At 70.0% G+C, this 20,421-nt stretch carries 20 protein-coding genes and 1 pseudogene; 15 read left to right on the top strand and 6 right to left on the bottom strand.

What is annotated here, in order from left to right:
- Positions 1 to 310 precede the first annotated feature (310 nt).
- Complete coding sequence (locus tag AOQ53_RS27830) at positions 311 to 1,717, top strand: FAD-binding oxidoreductase (RefSeq protein WP_059421392.1); 1,407 nt, start codon at positions 311 to 313, stop codon at positions 1,715 to 1,717.
- A gap of 46 nt (positions 1,718 to 1,763) precedes the next feature.
- On the opposite strand, the gene AOQ53_RS27825 is transcribed toward AOQ53_RS27830, so the two are convergent.
- Positions 1,764 to 2,174 carry an SsgA family sporulation/cell division regulator gene (locus AOQ53_RS27825; RefSeq protein ID WP_059421391.1) on the bottom strand — a complete coding sequence of 137 codons (411 nt, stop codon included), beginning with the start codon at positions 2,172 to 2,174 and terminating at the stop codon, positions 1,764 to 1,766.
- A 244-nt stretch (positions 2,175 to 2,418) separates the two neighbouring features.
- Between AOQ53_RS27825 and AOQ53_RS27820 the strand changes: the two genes are divergently transcribed.
- Both AOQ53_RS27820 and AOQ53_RS41730 read left to right on the top strand, forming a co-directional pair.
- Positions 2,419 to 4,173 carry an RDD family protein gene (locus AOQ53_RS27820; protein WP_059421390.1) on the top strand — a complete coding sequence of 585 codons (1,755 nt, stop codon included), beginning with the start codon at positions 2,419 to 2,421 and terminating at the stop codon, positions 4,171 to 4,173.
- A gap of 118 nt (positions 4,174 to 4,291) precedes the next feature.
- A complete protein-coding gene (locus tag AOQ53_RS41730) occupies positions 4,292 to 5,020 on the top strand; it encodes an RDD family protein (RefSeq protein ID WP_078945546.1) in 729 nt (242 codons plus the stop codon).
- 44 nt (positions 5,021 to 5,064) lie between these two features.
- On the opposite strand, the gene AOQ53_RS27810 is transcribed toward AOQ53_RS41730, so the two are convergent.
- Entirely contained in the window at positions 5,065 to 5,343 is a 279-nt protein-coding gene (locus AOQ53_RS27810; RefSeq protein WP_078945548.1) for a hypothetical protein, read from the bottom strand.
- Between the two features lie 436 nt (positions 5,344 to 5,779).
- On the opposite strand from AOQ53_RS27810, the gene AOQ53_RS27805 reads away from it, so the two are divergent.
- Entirely contained in the window at positions 5,780 to 8,134 is a 2,355-nt protein-coding gene (locus AOQ53_RS27805) for an immune inhibitor A domain-containing protein (protein WP_059421388.1), read from the top strand.
- Positions 8,135 to 8,268: 134 nt separating this feature from the next.
- Positions 8,269 to 8,613, top strand: coding sequence for a hypothetical protein (locus AOQ53_RS27800; RefSeq protein ID WP_059421386.1), 345 nt, complete (start codon positions 8,269 to 8,271; stop codon positions 8,611 to 8,613).
- Positions 8,614 to 8,647: 34 nt separating this feature from the next.
- On the opposite strand, the gene AOQ53_RS27795 is transcribed toward AOQ53_RS27800, so the two are convergent.
- Both AOQ53_RS27795 and AOQ53_RS27790 read right to left on the bottom strand, forming a co-directional pair.
- A complete protein-coding gene (locus tag AOQ53_RS27795) occupies positions 8,648 to 9,238 on the bottom strand; it encodes an isochorismatase family protein (RefSeq protein ID WP_059421385.1) in 591 nt (196 codons plus the stop codon).
- A 115-nt stretch (positions 9,239 to 9,353) separates the two neighbouring features.
- Positions 9,354 to 10,700 carry a nicotinate phosphoribosyltransferase gene (locus AOQ53_RS27790; RefSeq protein ID WP_059421384.1) on the bottom strand — a complete coding sequence of 449 codons (1,347 nt, stop codon included), beginning with the start codon at positions 10,698 to 10,700 and terminating at the stop codon, positions 9,354 to 9,356.
- A 97-nt stretch (positions 10,701 to 10,797) separates the two neighbouring features.
- On the opposite strand from AOQ53_RS27790, the gene clpS reads away from it, so the two are divergent.
- The 9 genes and pseudogenes from clpS (at position 10,798) to AOQ53_RS27750 (ending at position 16,904) form a co-directional block, all read left to right on the top strand.
- The gene (clpS, locus tag AOQ53_RS27785) at positions 10,798 to 11,115 is read left to right on the top strand and encodes an ATP-dependent Clp protease adapter ClpS (protein ID WP_020270284.1); all 318 of its coding nucleotides are present in this window, start codon (positions 10,798 to 10,800) and stop codon (positions 11,113 to 11,115) included.
- 32 nt (positions 11,116 to 11,147) lie between these two features.
- The gene (locus AOQ53_RS27780; protein ID WP_059421383.1) at positions 11,148 to 11,756 is read left to right on the top strand and encodes a DUF2017 domain-containing protein; all 609 of its coding nucleotides are present in this window, start codon (positions 11,148 to 11,150) and stop codon (positions 11,754 to 11,756) included.
- 483 nt (positions 11,757 to 12,239) lie between these two features.
- Complete coding sequence (locus tag AOQ53_RS27775; RefSeq protein ID WP_148640385.1) at positions 12,240 to 12,662, top strand: hypothetical protein; 423 nt, start codon at positions 12,240 to 12,242, stop codon at positions 12,660 to 12,662.
- A 167-nt stretch (positions 12,663 to 12,829) separates the two neighbouring features.
- A pseudogene (locus AOQ53_RS46655) lies at positions 12,830 to 12,969 on the top strand (DUF2017 family protein); the annotation flags it as partial.
- Between the two features lie 359 nt (positions 12,970 to 13,328).
- Entirely contained in the window at positions 13,329 to 14,765 is a 1,437-nt protein-coding gene (locus AOQ53_RS27765; RefSeq protein ID WP_059421379.1) for an amino acid permease, read from the top strand.
- Between the two features lie 162 nt (positions 14,766 to 14,927).
- Positions 14,928 to 15,350, top strand: coding sequence for a Mov34/MPN/PAD-1 family protein (locus AOQ53_RS27760; RefSeq protein WP_059421377.1), 423 nt, complete (start codon positions 14,928 to 14,930; stop codon positions 15,348 to 15,350).
- A 108-nt stretch (positions 15,351 to 15,458) separates the two neighbouring features.
- Entirely contained in the window at positions 15,459 to 15,554 is a 96-nt protein-coding gene (locus AOQ53_RS47800; protein ID WP_020270288.1) for a putative leader peptide, read from the top strand.
- 114 nt (positions 15,555 to 15,668) lie between these two features.
- The gene (locus tag AOQ53_RS27755) at positions 15,669 to 15,947 is read left to right on the top strand and encodes a MoaD/ThiS family protein (protein ID WP_059421375.1); all 279 of its coding nucleotides are present in this window, start codon (positions 15,669 to 15,671) and stop codon (positions 15,945 to 15,947) included.
- A 6-nt stretch (positions 15,948 to 15,953) separates the two neighbouring features.
- Entirely contained in the window at positions 15,954 to 16,904 is a 951-nt protein-coding gene (locus AOQ53_RS27750; protein WP_059421374.1) for a PLP-dependent cysteine synthase family protein, read from the top strand.
- Positions 16,905 to 17,671: 767 nt separating this feature from the next.
- Here AOQ53_RS27750 and AOQ53_RS27745 read toward each other — a convergent pair.
- Positions 17,672 to 18,115 carry a type II toxin-antitoxin system PemK/MazF family toxin gene (locus tag AOQ53_RS27745; RefSeq protein ID WP_059421373.1) on the bottom strand — a complete coding sequence of 148 codons (444 nt, stop codon included), beginning with the start codon at positions 18,113 to 18,115 and terminating at the stop codon, positions 17,672 to 17,674.
- Positions 18,116 to 18,326: 211 nt separating this feature from the next.
- Here AOQ53_RS27745 and AOQ53_RS27740 point away from each other — a divergent pair, with 211 nt between their 5' ends.
- Complete coding sequence (locus AOQ53_RS27740) at positions 18,327 to 19,079, top strand: MBL fold metallo-hydrolase (RefSeq protein WP_059421371.1); 753 nt, start codon at positions 18,327 to 18,329, stop codon at positions 19,077 to 19,079.
- 74 nt (positions 19,080 to 19,153) lie between these two features.
- On the opposite strand, the gene AOQ53_RS27735 is transcribed toward AOQ53_RS27740, so the two are convergent.
- A complete protein-coding gene (locus AOQ53_RS27735) occupies positions 19,154 to 20,416 on the bottom strand; it encodes a PTS transporter subunit EIIC (protein ID WP_059421369.1) in 1,263 nt (420 codons plus the stop codon).
- Positions 20,417 to 20,421 lie beyond the last annotated feature (5 nt).

Genomic DNA, 20,421 nt, shown 5'->3' with positions numbered 1-20,421 from the left:
CAAGTCCGCGCGGTCCCACTCCTGTTGAAGGTGGCTGTTGCGCCCCCTCAGGCGGCAACTTCCGCGCGAGATGCAACCAGAGAGACGGAAGGGCACCATCAGCCCGGCCGGGCACCCGGGACGTGAGGGAAACCGCCCCCGCGTCCCCGGAGCACGGACAGGATCCGTCGGGCCAGACACGGCGAGAACGCGGTCGGCCAGAACGCCCGACACCGTTCGGGTGTTCGGCTGAGCACGGGCCCTGGCAACAGGACTCACTTCCACTCAGTCCCTAGGAACGGTTCACACCGATGGTCCCGGATGCGAACCTGTGATCATGAGCCGTATCGAAGCGCCCAGCGACGAAACGACCGGCAACCTGATCGACCTCCTGCTCGGCGGCCTGCCCGCCGAGGCGGTCCTCACCGACCCCGACGTCACGGCCTCCTACGCCCACGACATGGCGAGCTTCTGCCCGGCCGGCGCCCCGGCCGCGGTCGTCCTGCCCCGCACGGTCGAGCAGGTCCAGCACGTGATGCGCACCGCCACCGCCCTGCGCGTCCCGGTCGTACCGCAGGGCGCCCGCACCGGACTGTCCGGCGCCGCGAACGCCTCCGACGGCTGCATCGTGCTCTCCCTGACCAAGATGGACCGGATCCTGGAGATCAACCCGGTCGACCGCATCGCCGTCGTCGAGCCCGGCGTGATCAACGCCGCCCTCTCACGGGCCGTCGGCGAACACGGCCTGTACTACCCGCCGGACCCCTCCAGCTGGGAGATGTGCACCATCGGCGGCAACATCGGCACAGCCTCGGGCGGCCTGTGCTGCGTGAAGTACGGGGTCACCGCCGAGTACGTCCTCGGACTGGACGTCGTGCTGGCCGACGGGCGGCTCATGTCCACCGGCCGCCGCACCGCCAAGGGCGTCGCCGGGTACGACCTGACCCGTCTGTTCGTCGGCTCCGAGGGCTCGCTCGGCATCGTCGTACGGGCCGTGCTCGGCCTGCGTCCCAAGCCGCCCGAGCAGCTCGTGCTGGCCGCCGAGTTCGCCTCCGCGGCCGCTGCCTGCGACGCCGTGTGCCGCATCATGGAGGGCGGCCACGTCCCGTCACTCCTCGAACTCATGGACCGCACGACGGTCAAGGCCGTCAACGACCTGGCACAGATGGGCCTCCCGGAGAGCACCGAAGCCCTGCTCCTGGCCGCCTTCGACACCACCGCCCCGGCCGCCGACCTCGCCGCCGTCGGCGCACTGTGCGAGGCCGCCGGCGCCACCCAGGTCGTACCGGCCGACGACGCGGCCGAGTCGGAACTGCTCCTCCAGGCGCGGCGGTTGTCGCTCACCGCGCTGGAGGCGGTCAAGGGCGTGACGATGATCGACGACGTGTGCGTGCCCCGTTCCCGGCTCGCCGAGATGCTCCAAGGGGTCGACCGGATCGCCGAGAGGTACCGGCTCACCATCGGGGTCGTCGCCCACGCGGGGGACGGCAACACCCACCCGACGGTGTGCTTCGACCCGGCCGATGCCGACGAGTCCCGGCGCGCCCGCGAGTCCTTCGACGAGATCATGGCCCTCGGCCTGGAACTCGGCGGCACCATCACCGGCGAGCACGGCGTCGGCGTGCTGAAGAAGGAGTGGCTGGCGCGCGAGATCGGCCCCGTCGGGATGGAGATGCAGCGGGCGGTCAAGCAGGCCTTCGACCCGCTGGGCATCCTGAACCCGGGCAAGCTGTTCTGACGGCCGGGGCGTCCCCGGTCCCCCCGCCTCCCGGGCCGCACCGGCCTCACTGGGCGAGCAGCTGGTCCAGTTCGTCGTCGAGACCGAGCTGCTCACCCTCCGTCCCCGGCGGGACCGCCCGCAGCGTGCGCTCCAGCCAGGCCGACACCTGCGCCGCCGGGGCCTCCAACAGGGCGTCCCCGTCGGGTGAACACAGCGCCACCAGCACCACGCCACGCCCCTCGGCCTTCGCCGGCCACACCCGCACGTCCCCCCGCCCGCACGGCCGGAAGACGCCCTCCACCAGCAGGTCTCGGCCGAACGTCCAGTGCACGGGGTGCGCGGAGTCGATGTGGAAGGTCACGTGCACGGCGTACGGATCGTCGGTGACATACCCGAGCCGGGCCGGCACCGGGATCCGGCGCTGCGGCGACAGGACGAGTTTCAGCTCCAGTTCGCGTTCCACCACGGTGCGCATGGCGGTGTTCCCTTCTCTGCACGGCTGCCCGTGAGGGCCGGTCGGGAGGAGAGAGCGCGCGGGGGCGGCGGCATTACGCGCGTTGCCGGAAGTTTTTTCGCAGGGGGAGGCGTCGGGCCGCGCGATCCGTAGCACATCGGTGCTCGAAAGGGGTGGGTCCGGTGGGAGCGGCGGTGGGGGTTGCGCATGTCTGATAGATGTGGAGGCCCCCATTTGGCCCTCGAGCAGATACGGGACGACGGAGATGAGCGCCCCAACCCCGGCCCCCGGTGACGACAGGCCCCGCGAAGGTTATTACCCGGACCCGTCCATTCCTGGATATGTCCGGTACTGGAACGGTGCCTCCTGGGTACCGGGCACCAGCCGTCCCGCGCCCAAGGACGGCGAGACGCTCGCGCCGCCGCCCGGTGCGGGGACGGAGCAGCCGGGTGCCTCCGGCTCAGCTGCCGCCTCCGCATCGGCCTCGGTCGAGGAGACCGGCCCGCACTTCTTCGACGAGGACCCGGCCGACGAGCCGTCCCCTGCCGATGCCCAGCACGGCAGCCGTCCCGAGCCCGCGACCGCCTGGGGCGCCGACCGCTCCCGCCAGTCGGGCTTCGGCGGCGACCAGGACCGCCGTGTCTCGTGGGGCGCTCCGCAGGGCGCGCAGGGTGCCGACCCGAGGGTGTCGCACGCCGACCGGCAGCCGGCCGACGAGTCCGCCGCACAGGGGGAACCGCCGTCTCCCGCCGACCAGGAGGCGAACGCCGCGGCCGCCGGCAGCACGTTCGTCTTCCGCCGCCCGACGGGGAAGACCGGGGGAGGGGCCTCCGCCGATGCCCCCGACGAGGGCACGATGACGTTCCGCGCGGTGTCGCCGCGTCCGGGCACGGCCGCGTCCGCAGGCGGCTCCGAGCCGGCCGGGGGCCCCGGCGGCAACTCCGGGACTCCCGGGTTCGGTCCGTCGGGCCCGGGCGGTTCGGGCAGTGGCCAGGCGGCGTCCGGGTTCGGTGCGCAGGCCGGGCCGGGCGGATCCGGTGCCGACTCGGCAGGCTCTGGTTTCGGCTCTCAGGGAGCGGTGGCGGGCTTCGGTTCCGCGGGCTCGGCCGGTCCGGCGGGGTCCGGCTTCGGCGCCCCCGCGGGCCCGGCCGGCAGCCCGGCGGGACCCGCCTTCGGCGCGCAGGGCGGTGCGGCCGCCTCCGCCGACGCCTCGAACCGCCCCGGCTTCAGTGCCGGGAAGGCCGCCGCGGCCCGGGCCGCCGCCCAGGCCGACCCCGGCGTCCAGGCCTCCGCAGCCGCCCCGGCAGCGCTGTCCGGGCCCCAGTCGGCGCCCACCGTCCCTCCGCAGTCCGGCGGGCCCCAGCCCGGCCCCGCCGCCTCCGCCACCCCCCTCAGTGCCGGCCCCGGCGGCGGTCAGTCCTCCTGGGCGCAGCAGGTGCACCGGCTCGCCGGAGCGGGCGGCGGCGACGATCAGCCCGTCGCGCCCTGGAAGCCGCCGACCGAGGACATCTTCCAGGCGGCCGCCCGGCGCCAGGCGTCGGCCCGCCCCGCGGGGCTCGGCAAGCGGCTGGCCGCCCGGCTGCTGGACACCCTCGTCCTCGCCGTCATCACGGCCGGGGCCGCCGTACCGCTCGGCATCAAGGCGGTCGACCACGTCAACGAGAAGATCGAGGAGGCCAGGCTCTCCGGCGAGACCGTCACGGTCTGGCTGCTCGACGGCACCACGTCGGTGTACCTCGGCATCGTCCTGGCCGTCCTGCTGCTCGTCGGCGTCGTCTCGGAGGTGCTGCCCACCGCCAAGTGGGGCCGCACCCTCGGCAAGAAGCTGATGGGTCTCGAAGTGCGGGACATCGAGGGCCACGACGCCCCGGAGTTCGGCGCGGCCCTGCGCCGCTGGCTGGTCTACAGCGTGCCCGGACTCCTCGTCGTCGGGATCGTCGGCATCGCCTGGTGCCTCTTCGACAAGCCGTGGCGCCAGTGCTGGCACGACAAGGCCGCGCACACGTTCGTGGCGGGCTGAGCGGCACCCGTACGTCCGGCACGGGAGGGCGGCGTACCGCTGCGGCACCAGGTGAATCCGTACCTCGGACGGCCGCCCGCCGGATGCGGAGCCGTGAGGTTCGCGGTCGACTCGGGCCATGAGCAGTGAACCGCCCCCCGGCTCCGGTCAGCAGCCCCCGGAAGACGATCCGTTCAGGAAGCGGCCCCCGGGCCAGCAGCCCGGCGAGGGCGCGGGCTCGCCCTACGACCACGGGTCCCCGCCGCACCCGGGCGGCGGCCCCGGTGGTGGCCCCGGCGGTGTCCCTCCCGGCGGCGGCCCCTACGACGGTCCTCCCGGTGGTGGCCCTGGTGGCCCTGGTGGCCCCTATGGCGGTTCCCCCTACGGCGGCGGCTCCTACCCCACCGACCCCCTCGCCGGCATGCCCCCGCTCGCCGACAGCGGCAAGCGCACGCTCGCCCGCATCATCGACATGATCCTGGTGGGCGCCGTCGTCTGGCTGCTCACCTGGGGCTTCGACGTCAACGAGTACGACGTGGACAGCGACCGCATCGAAGTCGGCAAGTCTTTCTGGCAGTCGGCGGTCGCCGCCGTCCTCTACATCGCCTACGACACCGTTCTGACCGCGCGGACCGGCCAGACCCTCGGCAAGAAGCTGCTCAACATGCGGGTGGCCAACCTGGACAACGGCGCCACGCCCTCCGCGCAGAACGCGCTGATGCGCGCGGCGGTGCTGTGGATCCCGTTCGCCTTCTGCTGTGCCTGCGTCTGGACCGCGATCTCGGGCGGCTGGAGCTTCTTCGACCGGCCCTACAAGCAGGGCTTGCACGACAAGGCGGCCAAAACGGTCGTGGTCAGCACCAATTGAGGCACAGGCGAAGCAGCCAGGGGTGAAAAAGGATCAGTCGGCGGTCAGGAGACCGCCCGCTCGCGCACCGGTTCCGGAGTTGGGACCGGCGCGGGCACCGAGGCCCGTACGGGTTCCTCGGGCGCGGGGTGCTCCACCGCTGCCGGGCGCTTCCCGGGCACCGTCATGGCGACCAGCAGCCCGAGGGCGAGCGCCGCGACGGCGGTGATCGCGATCCCCACGCCCGAACCCGTCTGTGACAGCAGCAGCATGGCGAGGGTCGAGAAGATCACGGTGCAGGAACCGTAGGCGAGCTGTGCGGCAGTCGGACGGGGCATGGCCATCATGTCCTCGAAAGTGGGGGTCCACGGGGGTGTCGGCCTGGCATTCCGCCAGCTTCCGGGCGTTCCGCCAAGCGACTCTAATCGGCAGCGTGCCCGAGTGGAACGAACGGTAAGCGTGACCTAATCAACAGGGCCGGAGCACAGGGGGCGCACGGAGTCATGGCGTCCAGGTAGTGGACATATGCGCGCGCCCATCGGACGGTGGCACGTGCCTGCGGGGCGGCGGGCATCGCTGCCCGGGAACCGGCTTGATTGTCCGTAAAGCGAACATCGACTCCGCATAGTGCACTTGACCTGTCCAAGTCAAGGTCTGTCTTTTCTTCTAAACCTCTAGTCAAATGTCGTCACTTGACTACACGCGTTGATCACGCGCGCGCGGACTCCTGCTACATCAGACCCCTTCCTCCGCGCGCACGAACGCGGGGGAGGAACTCAAGTGACCAGTAGACCCTGGACGTTCAGGGCGGCGGCCATAGGCGTGGCGCTCGCGGCGGCCACGGCCACCGTCTCCGCATACGGTGTGGCCCAGGCCGACGACACCTCCGCTCCCAGGCCCACCACCGTGGACCGGCACGACCCGGCGGATCGCCACCACGGCGAGCACGACCTCGAAGGCCCGCTGAGCAAGACCCAGGCGGCCCAGCGCCAGGAGGCCCTGAAGCAGGTCATATCCGGCAAGAACACGGTCAAGAACCGTGACGGCTCGAAGGTCGTCCAGCTCAAGAGCAAGAAGGGCGACAGCAAGTACGTCGAGCTCGGCCGCGAGAAGACCGACAAGATCTTCACCATCCTGGTCGAGTTCGGCGACAAGATCAGCGAGTTCGGCGGCACGCCCGGCCCGCTGCACAACCAGATAGCCAAGCCGGACCGCAAGAAGGACAACTCCACCGCCTGGCGGGCGGACTACAACCGGGAGTACTTCCAGGACCTCTACTTCGGCACCGGCAAGAACACCGAGTCGGTCAAGAAGTACTACGAGAAGCAGTCCTCCGGCCGCTACTCGGTCGAGGGCGAGGTCTCGGACTGGGTCAAGGTCCCCTACAACGAGGCCCGTTACGGCAACAACGCGTGCGGTGACAAAAACTGCCCGAGCGTGTGGAACGTCGTCAGCGACGGTATGAACGCGTGGGTCTCCCAGCAGAAGGCAGCTGGGAAGACCGACGCCCAGATCAAGGCGGACGTCAAGCAGTACGACCAGTGGGACCGCTACGACTTCGACGGCGACGGCGACTTCAACGAGTCCGACGGCTACATCGACCACTTCCAGGTCGTGCACGCCGGTGAGGACGAGTCCGCGGGTGGCGGCGCGCAGGGCGAGGACGCGATCTGGGCCCACCGCTGGTACGCCTTCGGCACCGACGCCGGCGCCACCGGCCCCGAGGACAACAAGCTCGGCGGCGCGAAGATCGGCGACACCGGCATCTGGGTCGGCGACTACACCGTCCAGCCGGAGAACGGCGGACTCGGCGTCTACGCCCACGAGTACGGCCACGACCTCGGCCTGCCGGACCACTACGACACCAGCGGCGGCGAGAACTCCACCGGCTTCTGGACCCTGATGTCCTCCGGCTCCTGGCTGGGCACCGGCAAGAACGAGATCGGTGACCTGCCCGGCGACATGACCGCCTGGGACAAGCTCCAGCTGGGCTGGCTCAAGTACGACACCGCGAAGGCCGCGACGAACTCGTGGCACAAGCTGGGTCTCGCCGAGTACAACACGAAGCACAAGCAGGCCCTCGTGGTCGAGCTGCCCAAGAAGGCCGTCACCACGGAACTCGTCACCCCGGCTCAGGGCGCCACCCAGTGGTGGAGCGGCAGCGGCAACGACCTGAAGAACACGCTGACTCGTTCCGTGGACCTGACCGGCAAGGCGTCGGCGTCCCTGACCCTCGACGGCTGGTACGAGATCGAGGCCAACTACGACTATCTCTACACCGAGGTGTCGACCGACGGCGGCGCCAACTGGACCGCGCTCGACGGCACGGTGGACGGCCAGCCGCTTCCGCGCGACGGCAGCGACAAGCCGGCCCTGACCGGCACGGCCGACGCCTACAAGAAGCTGGCGTTCCCGCTGGACGCCTACGCGGGCAAGAAGATCGACCTGCGCTTCCGCTACCAGACCGACGGCGGCCTGGCGATGAAGGGCTTCGCGGCCGACCGCATCACCGTGACCGCCGACGGTGCCGCGGTCTTCTCCGACGACGCCGAGTCCGCGGACGCGGCCTGGAAGGCGGGCGGCTTCTCCCGCATGGGCGCGTCCTTCACCAAGGACTACGCGCAGTACTACATCGCGGAGAACCGCCAGTACGTGTCGTACGACAAGACCCTCAAGGTCGGCCCGTACAACTTCGGCTTCTCCAAGACCCGTCCGGACTGGGTGGAGCACTACCCGTACCAGAACGGCCTGTTGATCTGGAAGTGGGACACCTCCCAGGCGGACAACAACACCAGCAAGCACCCGGGCACCGGCCTGCTCCTGCCGGTCGACTCGCACCCGACCGCGCTCAAGTGGTCCGACGGCACGCTGATGCGCAACCGCATCCAGAGCTACGACGCGCCGTTCAGCAAGTACCGCACGGACGGCATGACGCTGCACATGGCGGACGTGGCGACCCGGATCCCGTCGTCGAAGGGTGTGTCGGTCTTCAACGACCGCACCGACGACTACTACGACGAGTCGAACAAGGCCGGCGGCGTCAAGATCACTGACACCAACACCAAGATCAAGATCATCAAGGAGGCCAAGGACGGCTCGACGGTCGAGCTCGAAGTAGGCCCCGCAGCGAAGTAAATCGCATTTTCCCAGGTCAGAGCATGATCGGCGGTGACCCCCTGGCGGGTCACCGCCGATCCGTGTTTAGGTGCGTCCTGTGGTTCTCTTATTGACACCGACCGACACACCGACCGACACGGGGGTATGACCGCATGGCCGCAGGAGGCTTCTGCAAGCTGCCGAACGGCACCGTGGTGGTGGCGCTGAACCTGCCCAGCCCCGCCGCCGACGGCCCCGGCTCCGTCCGCGTACTCGTCCACGCGGCGAACCGCGCCCGAGCCCTGACCAGGCTCCGCAATCTGGGGTTGCGTGCGGTCTACCTGCGCGGCAACGCCGCGCCGCCGTCCCCCGACGAGATCACGGCGGTCCTGCACCACCCCGACGGCCTGATATGGCGCACGGCCCCTGACAACGGTGTCGTAGGCGGCCCGGACCTCGCCCTGGAGCTGTGGCGTCCGATCAGAGCCCTCCTGCGACGCCCGGCGGCCCAGACCTGACCCTCAGGGGTTACCGGGCTACCGGGCTACCGGGTCACTGGACGACCGGCTTGCCCGAGAGTTCCACGCCCGCCTGGCGCAGCTCCTCCAGGGCCCGCTCGGTGGTCTCCTGGGCCACCCCGGCCGTGAGGTCGAGGAGGACGTGGGTACGGAAGCCTTCCTTGGCGGCGTCCAGGGCCGTGGCGCGTACGCAGTGGTCCGTGGCGATGCCGACCACGTCGACCTCGGTGATCTCCCGGGAGCGGAGCCAGTCGGCCAGTTTGGCGCCGTTCTCGTCCGTGCCCTCGAAGCCGCTGTACGCCGCCGCGTACGCGCCCTTGTCGAAGACGGCGTCGATGGAGCCGGACGCGACGGCGGGGGCGAAGTTCGGGTGGAAGCCGACGCCCTCCGTGCCGGCGACGCAGTGCGCCGGCCAGGAGCGGACGTAGTCGGGGTTGGTGGAGAAGTGGCCGCCGGGGGCGATGTGGTGGTCGCGGGTGGCCACGACGTGCTGGTAGCCGGACCCGGCCGCCTGGCCGATCAGCTCGGTGACGGCGGCAGCCACATCGGCACCGCCGGCCACCGCGAGGCTGCCCCCCTCGCAGAAGTCGTTCTGCACGTCTACGACGATCAAGGCGCGGCGCATGGTCGGTGTCCTTCGGCTATGAGGTCGGCAAGCCCGGCCGGTGCACTTCCGAGCCTATTGACATGGAGGAGGAGACGGGAGGGGGCAGGGGTCGGCGCATCGCGGCACACCGCAATTAGCTACCCGTGGCCTCGTGCGCGTACTCCGTCGGAAGGACGGGCTCCCCGCGCGAGAGCTGCGTGGCCGACATCGGGAGCCCCGCGCGCGCCGCCGCGTGCCGGTCCCGCGCCGCGTCCAGCGGCTCTCGGGCGACGACCTCGCCGCCCTTGACCAGCTCCACGAGCAGTTGCCGGTCCGCGAGACCCGCCGGCACCGGGCCGGTGCCGACCACCTCGGCCTCGGCGACCCCGTAGGAGTCCAGCCGCCGCGCGGCCCACTTGCGCCCGCCCACGGACGTCTTGCCCCCGCTCGACTTCTTCGCCACCGGCACCAGCGGCGCGTTCGGGTCGGCGGACTCGGCCCGCGCGACCAGCTTGTAGACCATCGAGGACGTCGGGTGCCCGGATCCGGTCACCAGTTGCGTACCGACGCCGTACGCGTCCACGGGCGCCGCCGCCAGCGAGGCGATCGCGTACTCGTCCAGGTCCGAGGTCACGATGATCTTCGTGTCGGTCGCGCCCAGCTCGTCCAGTTGCTGCCGCACCCGGTGCGCCACCAGCAGCAGGTCGCCGGAGTCGATCCGCACGGCCCCGAGCCCGGTCCCGGCGACCTCGACGGCCGTACGGACCGCCTCGGCGACGTCGTAGGTGTCCACCAGCAGCGTCGTGCCCCGCCCCAGCGTGTTCACCTGGGCCTGGAAGGCGTCCCGCTCGCTGTCGTGCAGCAGGGTGAAGGCGTGGGCGGAGGTGCCGACGGTGGGGATGCCGTAGCGGAACCCGGCGGCCAGGTCCGAGGTGGTCGCGAAGCCGCCCACGTACGCGGCCCGGGACGCCGCCACCGCCGCCAGCTCGTGCGTGCGCCGGGCGCCCATCTCGATCAGCGGCCGGTCCCCGGCGGCCGACGACATGCGCGAGGCGGCCGCGGCGATCGCCGAGTCGTGGTTGAGGATCGACAGGATCACGGTCTCCAGCAGCACGCACTCGGCGAAGGTGCCCTCGACCCGCATGATCGGCGAGCCCGGGAAGTACACCTCGCCCTCGGGGTAGCCCCAGATGTCCCCGCTGAAGCGGTAGCCGGCGAGCCAGTCGAGGGTCTCCTCGCCGACGATCTCACGCTCGCGCAGGAAGTCCAGGACGCCCGCGTCGAAGCGGAAGTTCTCCACCGCGTCCAGCACCCGCCCGGTGCCTCCCACGACGCCGTAGCGGCGCCCGTTCGGCAGGCGCCGGGTGAAGACCTCGAACACACTTCGCCGCTCGGCCGTGCCCGCCTCCAGAGCGGCCCGCAGCATCGTCAGCTCGTACTGGTCCGTGAAGAGCGCCGTCGAGGGAACATCCACCGGCAGCCCAAGGTCCGCTGTGTTCATGAGCGGGATCGTACCCCCATTTCGTCAGTTTGACGATTTACATCAAGGCCCCCGGCTTCCAGGCCCGTTTGTGCGACTACCCCCCTCGGGTGGCAGCATGGGCAGTGTGACGTCACCCGCGCCCCTGGAGATCGAACGGACCGAGTCGGCGGAGGAGGTCTTCGCCGTACCCGAGCCGGACCTCCCCTGGGTCACCATCGTCCACAACGACCCGGTCAACCTCATGAGCTATGTGACGTACGTCTTCCAGACGTACTTCGGCTACTCCAAGGACAAGGCCACCAAGCTCATGCTCGACGTCCACCACAAGGGCCGGGCGGTCGTCTCCAGCGGTAGCCGCGAGGAGATGGAACGCGACGTGCAGGCCATGCACGGCTACGGCCTGTGGGCCACCCTCCAGCAGGACCGCAAGTAGCCAGCTCCCCGCCCAGCAGCGAAAAGGCGTTCATGCCCGGAACCTTCGAACCGCTTCCCGGCGGCGGCGCGGCCGTCGCCCTCGACGACGTCGAGATCTCCATCATCCGGTCGCTGGCCGTCCAGCTCCTGGAGCTCATCGGCCCCGGCCCCGCCGAGGACGCCGCCGACGACCCGCTCGCCGAGCTGTTCGCGGACGGCCCGAGCGAGCCGCCCGCCGACCCGGTGCTCAAACGCCTCTTCCCGGACGCCTACAGCGACCCCGAGCAGCCCTCCTCGCCCCGGGACGCCGAGGAGCAGCGGGCGTACTCCGCCGAGTTCCGCCGCTACACCGAGAACGACCTGCGGGCCGGCAAGCGGGACAAGGCGCTCGCGGTGATCCGCTCCCTGGACGCCCTGAGCGCCGCCTCGGCGGGGGAGGGCGGCGCGGTGCTGAAGCTCTCGCCCGAGGAGTCCCAGCAGTGGCTCGGCGCCCTCAACGACCTGCGCCTGGCCATCGGCTCCCGCTTGGAGATCACCGACGAGGACGACACCGACCTGCTCTACCGGCTGCCGGACGAGGACCCCCGCAAGCCGATGGTGATGGCGTATCTGTGGCTGGGCGGGCTGCAGGAGACGCTGGTCGGCACCCTGATGCCGTGACGTCCTGACGGGAGGGCTCCGGCCGACTTCCTGACGGGAGGGCTCCCGCACGGCGGGCTTCCGCCCGGATCGGGGCGATGGGCCCGACCCGCACCGCCGACCCGAACGACACCCGTCGGCGGCCCGCGGGTCTCCGCCGCCTCATCCGCGCCTGGCTGCCACCGGCAGGCAGCCACCGCCCACCCGAACACCACCCCACCAGCCGACGTCACCGGCCGTCACCTCGCGCCCAAGATCATCACTCTCGGTGGCCGCGGTGAATGTTCGCATTCCGCGAAGGCTCAGCGGAACCTCAATTCCGGATAACGAACAGGAGTCGAGGTGTCCGACTTGCGACCGCATTCGACGGTCTTCATCCTCCTTGCGGGTGATTTACCTCACTCGTGGTCGCCGCCTCGCGTGATAAATCTTTCGCTACGCCGACGATCTTCGAAAGTCACAAGCTTTGTGAACCTCGAGGCGCAATTCATCTCCTAATCGACCATGGAGTTCTTCATGCCTAAGAGGTTGCTCGCGAAGGTAGCGGCGCTGTCGGCCGTTCCTGCCATTGTGCTGGGCGCCGGCACTCCCGCTTTCGCCGCGAACCAGAACGTCAATCTGTACGTGAACTCCGTCCTCCGCGGCAGCCTGTACTTCTACGAAGACGGAGACAGGTTCGGACTCTGGGACGACAGTGCGGACGGTCACGGCACACGAGCGTACGTGGAGTACTGGCGGGATCCCGCCATCACTTATTACCCCCTCGCCTCCTGGTACAACGGGGAGGGAGCACACAACTCGGTCTACAAGACCGTGGACCTGAACACCTCGGACACCTACAGGATGAAGGTGTGCACGGTGGACGGCTCCGGCGACACGACTCCGGTGAATTGCTCATCCTGGAAGGTATTCAAGGCTTCTTCATAGTCACGTTGATCGTGAGTGTGCCGATCATCGCGCCGTAACGGGCGTTGCCAGGCCACCATGAATGCATCGAAGCTCCGGTTTGACGCTGCGACCCGATCTCCTGGTCGCCTCGAATCACTGGAGCTTCGATGTGCCGCGGGGCCTCGATCATTCACGTGTGTTTCTCCGCCGGCGAGAGCGGTGGGGTCCCAAGCCGTCCGCCGAGGAGTCCCAGCAGTGGCTCGGCGCCCTCAACGACCTGCGCCTGACCCTCGACTCCCGCCTGGAGATCACCGACGAGTGCGACGCCGACCCGCACCACCGGCTGCGGACGCCACACATGACGCTGCCTGTGACGCTCCTGTGATGAAGAGTGACGGTCTCGTGTTCGCTCAGAGGGCACTCAAATCCGGATAACGATCGCGTCACCGCCGCCGCCCGCTATGGGGGGCAGTGATGGTTTTATTCGGTTCTTCTTGTGCGATGTGCCACATGCCCCATCGTCGATCCCTGGTACGGCCGTGATAAATCTTCACGACGCCCGGCGAACACCACCCGAATGTTCGGCGGGTGCGCCATGTGGTCGACGGATCGTCGGCCGGGCACAGCTCCAGCAGTCCGGGGGGATCGAGACCCGATCCGAGGCCGACGAAGGCCCGGGTCGACATGGAGAAAGGCGCACTACGCATGACCTCTTCGAAGGTCACTGACGCAAGCGCCGCGGGTGCCCCCGAGGAGGGGTACGAACGCGGGCTCGGCAGCCGTCAGGTCCAGATGATCGCCATCGGCGGAGCCATCGGCGTCGGCCTGTTCCTGGGGGCCGGCGCGAACATCGCCAAGGCCGGTCCCAGCCTCATCCTGATGTACGCCCTCGCCGGCGTCATCATCTTCTTCATCATGCGGGCGCTCGGTGAGCTCCTGCTCTACCGCCCGGTTTCGGGTTCCTTCGCCGAGTACTCCCGTGAGTTCCTCGGCCCGTTCTTCGGCTACTTCACCGGCTGGACGTACTGGCTGATGTGGGTCGTCACCGGCATGGCCGAGCTCACGGCCGCCGCGATCTACGTCCACTACTGGTTCCCGGACGTCCCGCGGTGGGTCACCGCCCTCGTCTTCCTGGTGATCCTCTTCGGGGTCAACCTGATCTCCGTGAAGCTCTTCGGTGAGCTGGAGTTCTGGTTCTCGATGGTCAAGGTCACCGCTCTGATCGGCATGATCGTGATCGGCCTGGGCGTGCTCACCTTCGGCTTCAGCGCCGCCGGCGACACCGCCGCCGTCTCCAACCTCTGGGCCTTCGACGGCTTCTTCCCCAAGGGCATCGGCTCGTCCCTGATGACGCTGCAGGGCGTCATGTTCGCCTACCTCGCGGTCGAGCTGGTCGGTGTCACGGCCGGCGAGTCCGAGGACCCCGAGAAGACCCTCCCCAAGGCGATCAACACCCTGCCGTGGCGCATCGCGCTGTTCTACGTCGGCGCTCTCACCGTCATCCTCTGCGTGGTGAAGTGGACCGAGTTCTCGGAGGGCGTCAGCCCGTTCGTGAAGGCCTTCGCGGTGATCGGTATCCCGGCCGCCGCGGGCATCGTCAACTTCGTCGTGCTGACCGCGGCCCTGTCCTCCTGCAACTCCGGCATGTACTCCACGGGCCGCATGCTGCGGAACCTGGCCGAGAGCGGCGAGGCCCCGAAGGTCTTCACGAGGCTGTCGGCCACCAAGACCCCGGCCCTCGGCATCTTCGTCTCGGTCCTGTTCATGGGCATCGGCGTGGTCCTCAACTACGTCGTCCCGGAGAAGGCGTTCGGCTACGTCACCTCCATCGCCACCGCGGCCGGCATCTGGACCTGGCTGATGATCCTGATCAGCCACGTCCTCTACCGCCGCCAGGTCGTCGCGGGCCGCCTGCCCGCCTCGTCCTTCCCGGCGCCGGGCGGCTCGGTGTGCAGCTGGATCGCCATCGTGTTCCTCCTCTTCGTGACCGGCCTGATCGCGTACGACGCCGACGCCCGCGTCTGCCTGTACGTCATGGCCGGCTGGGCCGCCGCCCTCGGCATCGGCTGGGCGGTCCTCAAGAGCCGCAACCCGCAGGTCACAGAGCGCCGTGGGGACTCGGACCTCGAGAAGGTCGGCTGACCTTCCGAGCCGGACGTCCAGTCGGAGGGGGCACTCGTGGCGCCCTCCCCGGCTGCCGCTCAGGGCGTCCGAGCATCCGGTGTTCATCCCCGGTGTCCGGCATATGGGCCGTCTCGTACCACCCTTCGGTACGGAACGGCCCTTTTGCTTATCCTGACGAGCATGCTGACCATCACCCAGGCCCTCGTCGACCAGATCGTCGCCCACACGCGCAAGGACCACCCCGACGAGGCGTGCGGCGTCGTGGCGGGTCCGGCGGGCTCGGACCGCCCCGAGCGCTTCATCCCGATGCTCAACGCGGCCATGTCGCCCACGTTCTACGAGTTCGACTCCGGCGACCTGCTCAAGCTCTACCGCGAGATGGACGACCGTGACGAGGAGCCGGTGGTGATCTACCACTCCCACACGGCGACCGAGGCCTACCCCTCCCGCACCGACATCTCGTACGCGAACGAGCCCGGCGCGCACTACGTCCTCGTCTCCACGGCCGACACCGACGGGGCCGGCGAGTTCCAGTTCCGCTCGTTCCGGATCGTGGAGGGCGAGGTCACGGAGGAGGAGGTCGAGATCGTCGAGGCGTACTGAGCGGGTCTGGACGGGGCTGAACAGGGCGGTCTCACTACCCGGCCAGAAATCGTCCGCGATGTGGGATCACATTCCAGAACCCGGACCGGGAATCGATACGATGAGCGCATGGTTTTCCACGACGTGAGCGACAAGACGCCGGGCATGCTGCTCGTTGCGCGGCTGCACGTCGACCTGTGCAGGCTCGCCAGCGCCATCTGTTGACGCCGACCCCTGCCGCCGTACGGCCGTGAGCCGCGGCGCTGCACACACGCACCACCCCGCTGTTCTTGCGCTGCCGCGCGCCCGACTGACTACTCCCGACAGGAGCCCTGAGCCATGGCCATCGAGGTCCGCATCCCGACCATCCTCCGCCAGTACACCGACGGTCAGAAGGCGGTGGAGGGCAGCGGTGACACCCTCGCCGAGCTGTTCGCCGACCTCGAGACGCGGCATGCCGGCATCCAGGCCCGCATCGTGGACGGCGACCAGCTGCGCCGCTTCGTCAACGTCTACCTGAACGACGAGGACGTCCGCTTCCTCGACGGCATCAACACCAAGCTGACGGACGGCGACAACGTCACGATCCTGCCGGCCGTGGCCGGCGGCATGGTCTGATCACCGATGCGATACGACTCACCCCTGGCCGCGGTCGGCAACACCCCCCTGGTGCGCCTGCCGCGGCTGTCGCCGTCCGCCGACGTGCGTATCTGGGCGAAGCTGGAGGACCGCAACCCGACGGGGTCGGTCAAGGACCGCCCGGCCCTGCACATGATCGAGCAGGCGGAGAAGGACGGCCGCCTGACGCCGGGCTGCACGATCCTCGAGCCCACGTCCGGCAACACCGGCATCTCCCTGGCCATGGCGGCGAAACTAAAGGGCTACCGCATCGTCTGCGTGATGCCGGAGAACACCTCCCAGGAACGCCGGGACCTGCTGGCCATGTGGGGCGCCGAGATCATCTCCTCCCCGGCCGCGGGCGGTTCCAACACCGCCGTGCGCGTCGCCAAGGAGCTCTCGGCCGAGCACCCGGACTGGGTGATGCTCTACCAGTACGGCAACCCGGACAACGCGGGCGCCCACTACGCGACGACGGGCCCCGAGATCCTCGCGGACCTGCCCTCCGTCACCCACTTCGTGGCGGGCCTCGGCACCACCGGCACGCTTATGGGTGTGGGCCGCTACCTGCGCGAACACAAGCCGGACGTCCAGATCGTCGCGGCCGAACCGCGCTACGACGACCTGGTCTACGGCCTGCGCAACCTCGACGAGGGCTTCGTCCCCGAGCTGTACGACGCGTCGGTCCTCACCAGCCGCTTCTCGGTCGGCTCGGCGGACGCGGTCACCCGCACCCGCGAGCTGCTCCAGCAGGAGGGCATCTTCGCCGGCGTCTCGACGGGCGCCGCGCTGCACGCCGCGATCGGCGTGGGCAAGAAGGCCGTCAAGGCCGGCGAGCCGGCCGACATCGTCTTCGTCGTCGCCGACGGCGGCTGGAAGTACCTGTCGACGGGCGTCTACACGGCGGCCACGACGGAGGAGGCCATCGAGACGCTCCAGGGACAGCTCTGGGCGTAACCGACGGCGGATCACCCGAGAAGGGCTGGAGCGAGAACTCCGGCCCTTCTGCGTTTCCGGGCCTTCTCTTCCGGGCCTTCTGCGTCTCCGGCCCGCAGTCCCGGCGGCAGCCCGGGCGCGGCCCGCTCCTCGGCCCGGGTCGGACCCCGGGCCGCCCCGAGGCAGCCGGGTGAGCGCCGGGGTGCCGACCGCGGTCACCGCTGCCGCGCTGGTGCCGCACCCGCTGCTCCCCCGGCCGCGGCAAGGGCGCCGACCGAAGGCCGGAACCACCGTTAGGGCTTCATCGCGGGCCGACGCGGCCGTCGTGTCCGGTCGACCCGCCCCGCCGTCGCGGTCGGCCGTCCCTCCCGGCCGTCCCTCCCGGCCGTCCCTCCCGGCCGATCCGCCCGGTCGTCGCGGTCGACCGATCCGTCCGGCCGAATTGCTCGGTTGGCGTGGTTGGTCGATGCCCCCGGCCGTCCCGCCTGGCGTTTTGCCTGGTCGTTGCGGTCGACTCGGCCGGTCGTCCGGTCCGGTCGTCGCGGTTGACCGATCCGTTCGGCCGATCTGATCGGTTGGCGTGGTTGGTCGACGCCCCGCAGCCGTCCCGCCCGGCGTCCTGCCCGGTCGTCTCGGTCGTCCCGTCCGGTCGTCGTGCTCGGCCGTATCCGCCCGGCCCGCCTGGTCGGTCGTCGGCGCCCGGCCGACACGCCCCGGCCCTCGTGCCCGGCCCGCGGCCGGTTCGGGGGCGTGTTCCCGTGGGGACGCCGCCCAGTGAGACCCGGCTCTCAGCCGGCCAAGTACCGCACCTGGTCCCACAGTGCCGGGTCCACCACCCCGACCCGTCGGCGGAAGCCCCACACCGGGACCTCCCTCAGTTCGTCCGTCTCCAGGAAGCTCGCGCGGCCCTGGGTGTCGCCGACCGAGCCCGGGGGGAGGGGGATCACGCCTGTGCGCTCGTGCCGGAAGCGGGTGGTGATCTTCGCGACGGTCGCCCGCTCGCCGCGCACCGCCAGCACCAGGCAGGGCCGGTCCTTCGTGCGGGCCTCGTCCTCGTAAGGAACGTCCGCCCACCAGATCTCCGCCGGCTGCGGCAGCCCCGCCACCGTGGCGGTTGCCACCGCCGTCCGGCCGCGCCGCGCCGCCGACCGCCGCCCCCAGCCGTCGACGAGCGTGGCGACGAGCGCGAGCAGTATCACCGCGGCGAGCGCCAGCCACCAGGACGTGTCCATACTGAGACGGTACCGGCGCCGTCCCTCCCACGCGCCCCCCTCACAAGGATCACGCCGGGCCCTGCCAGCCGAACCGGTGACACCACAGGTGAGTTCGCCCACAACGGCCCTTGGCGGAGGAGCGACCGGAGGTTTTGCGCCTTACGCTCGACGCACCGCACGACCCCCGACGCCCCTCTCAGACATTCCCGCCAGCGGAGGTTTCTGCTTCATGAAGCTCACCGTCGTCGGCTGCTCGGGGTCGTTCCCGTCCGCGGAATCGGCCTGCTCGAGCTACCTCGTCGAGGCCGACGGCTTCCGGCTGCTTCTCGACATGGGCAACGGTGCCCTGGGCGAGTTGCAGCGCCACTGCGGTCTCTACGACCTCGACGCGATCTTCCTCAGCCACCTGCACGCCGACCACTGCATCGACATGTGCGCGTACTTCGTCGCGCGCTACTACCGCCACGACGGCGGCCGCTGCGATCCGCTCCCCGTCTTCGGACCGGAAGGCACGGAACACCGGCTGACCACCGCCTACGCGGACACCCCCTCCGCCTCCTCCATGAGCGAGGTCTTCGACTTCCACACGGTCAAGCCGTCCACCTTCGAGATCGGCCCGTTCACGGTGCACACCGAGCGCGTGGCCCACCCCGTGGAGGCGTACGGCATCCGCGTCGAACACGACGGCAAGGTCCTGACGTACTCCGGCGACACCGGCCTGAGCCCCGCCCTGGACGAACTCGCCCGGGACGCCGACCTGTTCCTGTGCGAGGCGGCGTTCACGCACGGCAAGGAGAACATCCCCGACCTGCACCTCAACGGCCGCGAGGCGGGCGAGACGGCGGCCCGGGCCGGTGCCCGGCACCTGGTGCTCACGCACATCCCGCCGTGGACGGACCCCCAGGTCAACCTGGCCGACGCCCGCGCGGTCTACGACGGTCCCGTGGACCTCGCGGCACCGCGGCAGACGTACGAGGTCTGAGGGCCTGTCCGGCCACCGAGCACGACGAGGCCCCGGAACCGCCAAGCGGTTCCGGGGCCTTCAGCGTGTGCGGGCTACTTCGCCTCCGCCTTCTGGAGCTCGGCGAGTTCCTCGTCGGACTCGCGGCCCGGCGTCGGCAGGTTGAACTTGGTGATCGCGAAGCGGAAGACCACGTAGTAGACCGCCGCGAAGCACAGGCCGACCAGGGCCAGGCCCCACGGGTTGGTCGCGATGCCCAGGTTCAGGAAGAAGTCCACCGCGCCGGCCGAGAAGCCGAAGCCGTCCTTCATGCCCAGCGCCCAGGTCAGCGCCATCGAGACACCGGTGAGCACGGCGTGGATCGCGTACAGCACCGGGGCGATGAACATGAAGGTGAACTCGATCGGCTCGGTGACGCCCGTGACGAACGAGGTCAGCGCGAGGGAGATCATCATGCCGCCGACGACCTTGCGGCGCTCGGGCCGGGCGCAGTGCACGATCGCCAGGCAGGCGGCCGGCAAGGCGAACATCATGATCGGGAAGAAGCCGGTCATGAACTGTCCGGCGCTCGGGTCGCCCGCCAGGAACCGGGCGATGTCACCGCTCTTGCCCTCGTAGGTGCCGGCCTGGAACCAGGGGAAGGAGTTCAGCAGGTGGTGCATGCCGATCGGGATCAGCGCGCGGTTGGCGACACCGAAGATGCCCGCGCCGACGGCCCCGGAACCCACCAGCCACTCGCCGACGTTGTGCAGGGCCGTACCGAGGACCGGCCATATGTAGCCGAAGACGATGCCGATGACCAGGCCCGCGAAGGCGGCGAGGATCGGGACCAGGCGGCGACCGCCGAAGAAGCCCGCCCAGTCGGGCAGCTTGGTGCGGTAGAAGCGCTGGTAGAGCAGGGCGACGACGAGCCCCATCACCACACCGCCGAGCACCTTGGCGTCCACCGGCGCGTCCGTCATGACGACCTTGCCGTCGACGGCCGTCGCCACCTTGGGCAGGTTCGGGTCGGTGAACGTGGCCAGCACGTTCTTGAAGACCAGGTAGCCGACGACGGCGGCGAGAGCGGTCGAGCCGTCCGACTTCTTCGCGAAGCCGATCGCGATGCCCACGGCGAACAGCAGCGGCATGTTGTCGAGGATCGCGTTGCCGCCCGCGGTCATGAAGCTCGCGATTTTGGTGATGAACTCCGGGAACGACTCCCGCCCCAGCATGTCGGTGTTGCCGAGGCGGACCAGGAGCGCGGCGGCCGGCAGCACGGCGACGGGCAGCATGAGGCTGCGGCCGATCCGCTGCAGGACCGCCATCACCGCAGACCCCTTCTTCGGGCTCGCGGGCGCGGCTGTGGCTGTGGACATGAACT

Origin of the sequence: Streptomyces azureus (genome assembly GCF_001270025.1) — a bacterium.
GTDB classification, from domain to species: domain Bacteria; phylum Actinomycetota; class Actinomycetes; order Streptomycetales; family Streptomycetaceae; genus Streptomyces; species Streptomyces azureus.
This window is presented reverse-complemented; position numbering and strand designations above follow the sequence as displayed.

Coding starts and splice junctions, on each gene's coding strand:
- AOQ53_RS27825 (WP_059421391.1), bottom strand. CDS start 2,174: ATGCGCACCGTGGTGGAACGCGAACTGGAGCTGAAACTCGTCCTGTCG.
- AOQ53_RS27820 (WP_059421390.1), top strand. CDS start 2,419: ATGAGCGCCCCAACCCCGGCCCCCGGTGACGACAGGCCCCGCGAAGGT.
- AOQ53_RS41730 (WP_078945546.1), top strand. CDS start 4,292: ATGAGCAGTGAACCGCCCCCCGGCTCCGGTCAGCAGCCCCCGGAAGAC.
- AOQ53_RS27810 (WP_078945548.1), bottom strand. CDS start 5,343: ATGGCCATGCCCCGTCCGACTGCCGCACAGCTCGCCTACGGTTCCTGC.
- AOQ53_RS27800 (WP_059421386.1), top strand. CDS start 8,269: ATGGCCGCAGGAGGCTTCTGCAAGCTGCCGAACGGCACCGTGGTGGTG.
- AOQ53_RS27795 (WP_059421385.1), bottom strand. CDS start 9,238: ATGCGCCGCGCCTTGATCGTCGTAGACGTGCAGAACGACTTCTGCGAG.
- AOQ53_RS27790 (WP_059421384.1), bottom strand. CDS start 10,700: ATGAACACAGCGGACCTTGGGCTGCCGGTGGATGTTCCCTCGACGGCG.
- clpS (WP_020270284.1), top strand. CDS start 10,798: ATGGGCAGTGTGACGTCACCCGCGCCCCTGGAGATCGAACGGACCGAG.
- AOQ53_RS27780 (WP_059421383.1), top strand. CDS start 11,148: ATGCCCGGAACCTTCGAACCGCTTCCCGGCGGCGGCGCGGCCGTCGCC.
- AOQ53_RS27775 (WP_148640385.1), top strand. CDS start 12,240: ATGGAGTTCTTCATGCCTAAGAGGTTGCTCGCGAAGGTAGCGGCGCTG.
- AOQ53_RS27765 (WP_059421379.1), top strand. CDS start 13,329: ATGACCTCTTCGAAGGTCACTGACGCAAGCGCCGCGGGTGCCCCCGAG.
- AOQ53_RS27760 (WP_059421377.1), top strand. CDS start 14,928: ATGCTGACCATCACCCAGGCCCTCGTCGACCAGATCGTCGCCCACACG.
- AOQ53_RS47800 (WP_020270288.1), top strand. CDS start 15,459: ATGGTTTTCCACGACGTGAGCGACAAGACGCCGGGCATGCTGCTCGTT.
- AOQ53_RS27755 (WP_059421375.1), top strand. CDS start 15,669: ATGGCCATCGAGGTCCGCATCCCGACCATCCTCCGCCAGTACACCGAC.
- AOQ53_RS27750 (WP_059421374.1), top strand. CDS start 15,954: ATGCGATACGACTCACCCCTGGCCGCGGTCGGCAACACCCCCCTGGTG.
- AOQ53_RS27745 (WP_059421373.1), bottom strand. CDS start 18,115: ATGGACACGTCCTGGTGGCTGGCGCTCGCCGCGGTGATACTGCTCGCG.
- AOQ53_RS27740 (WP_059421371.1), top strand. CDS start 18,327: ATGAAGCTCACCGTCGTCGGCTGCTCGGGGTCGTTCCCGTCCGCGGAA.
- AOQ53_RS27735 (WP_059421369.1), bottom strand. CDS start 20,416: ATGTCCACAGCCACAGCCGCGCCCGCGAGCCCGAAGAAGGGGTCTGCG.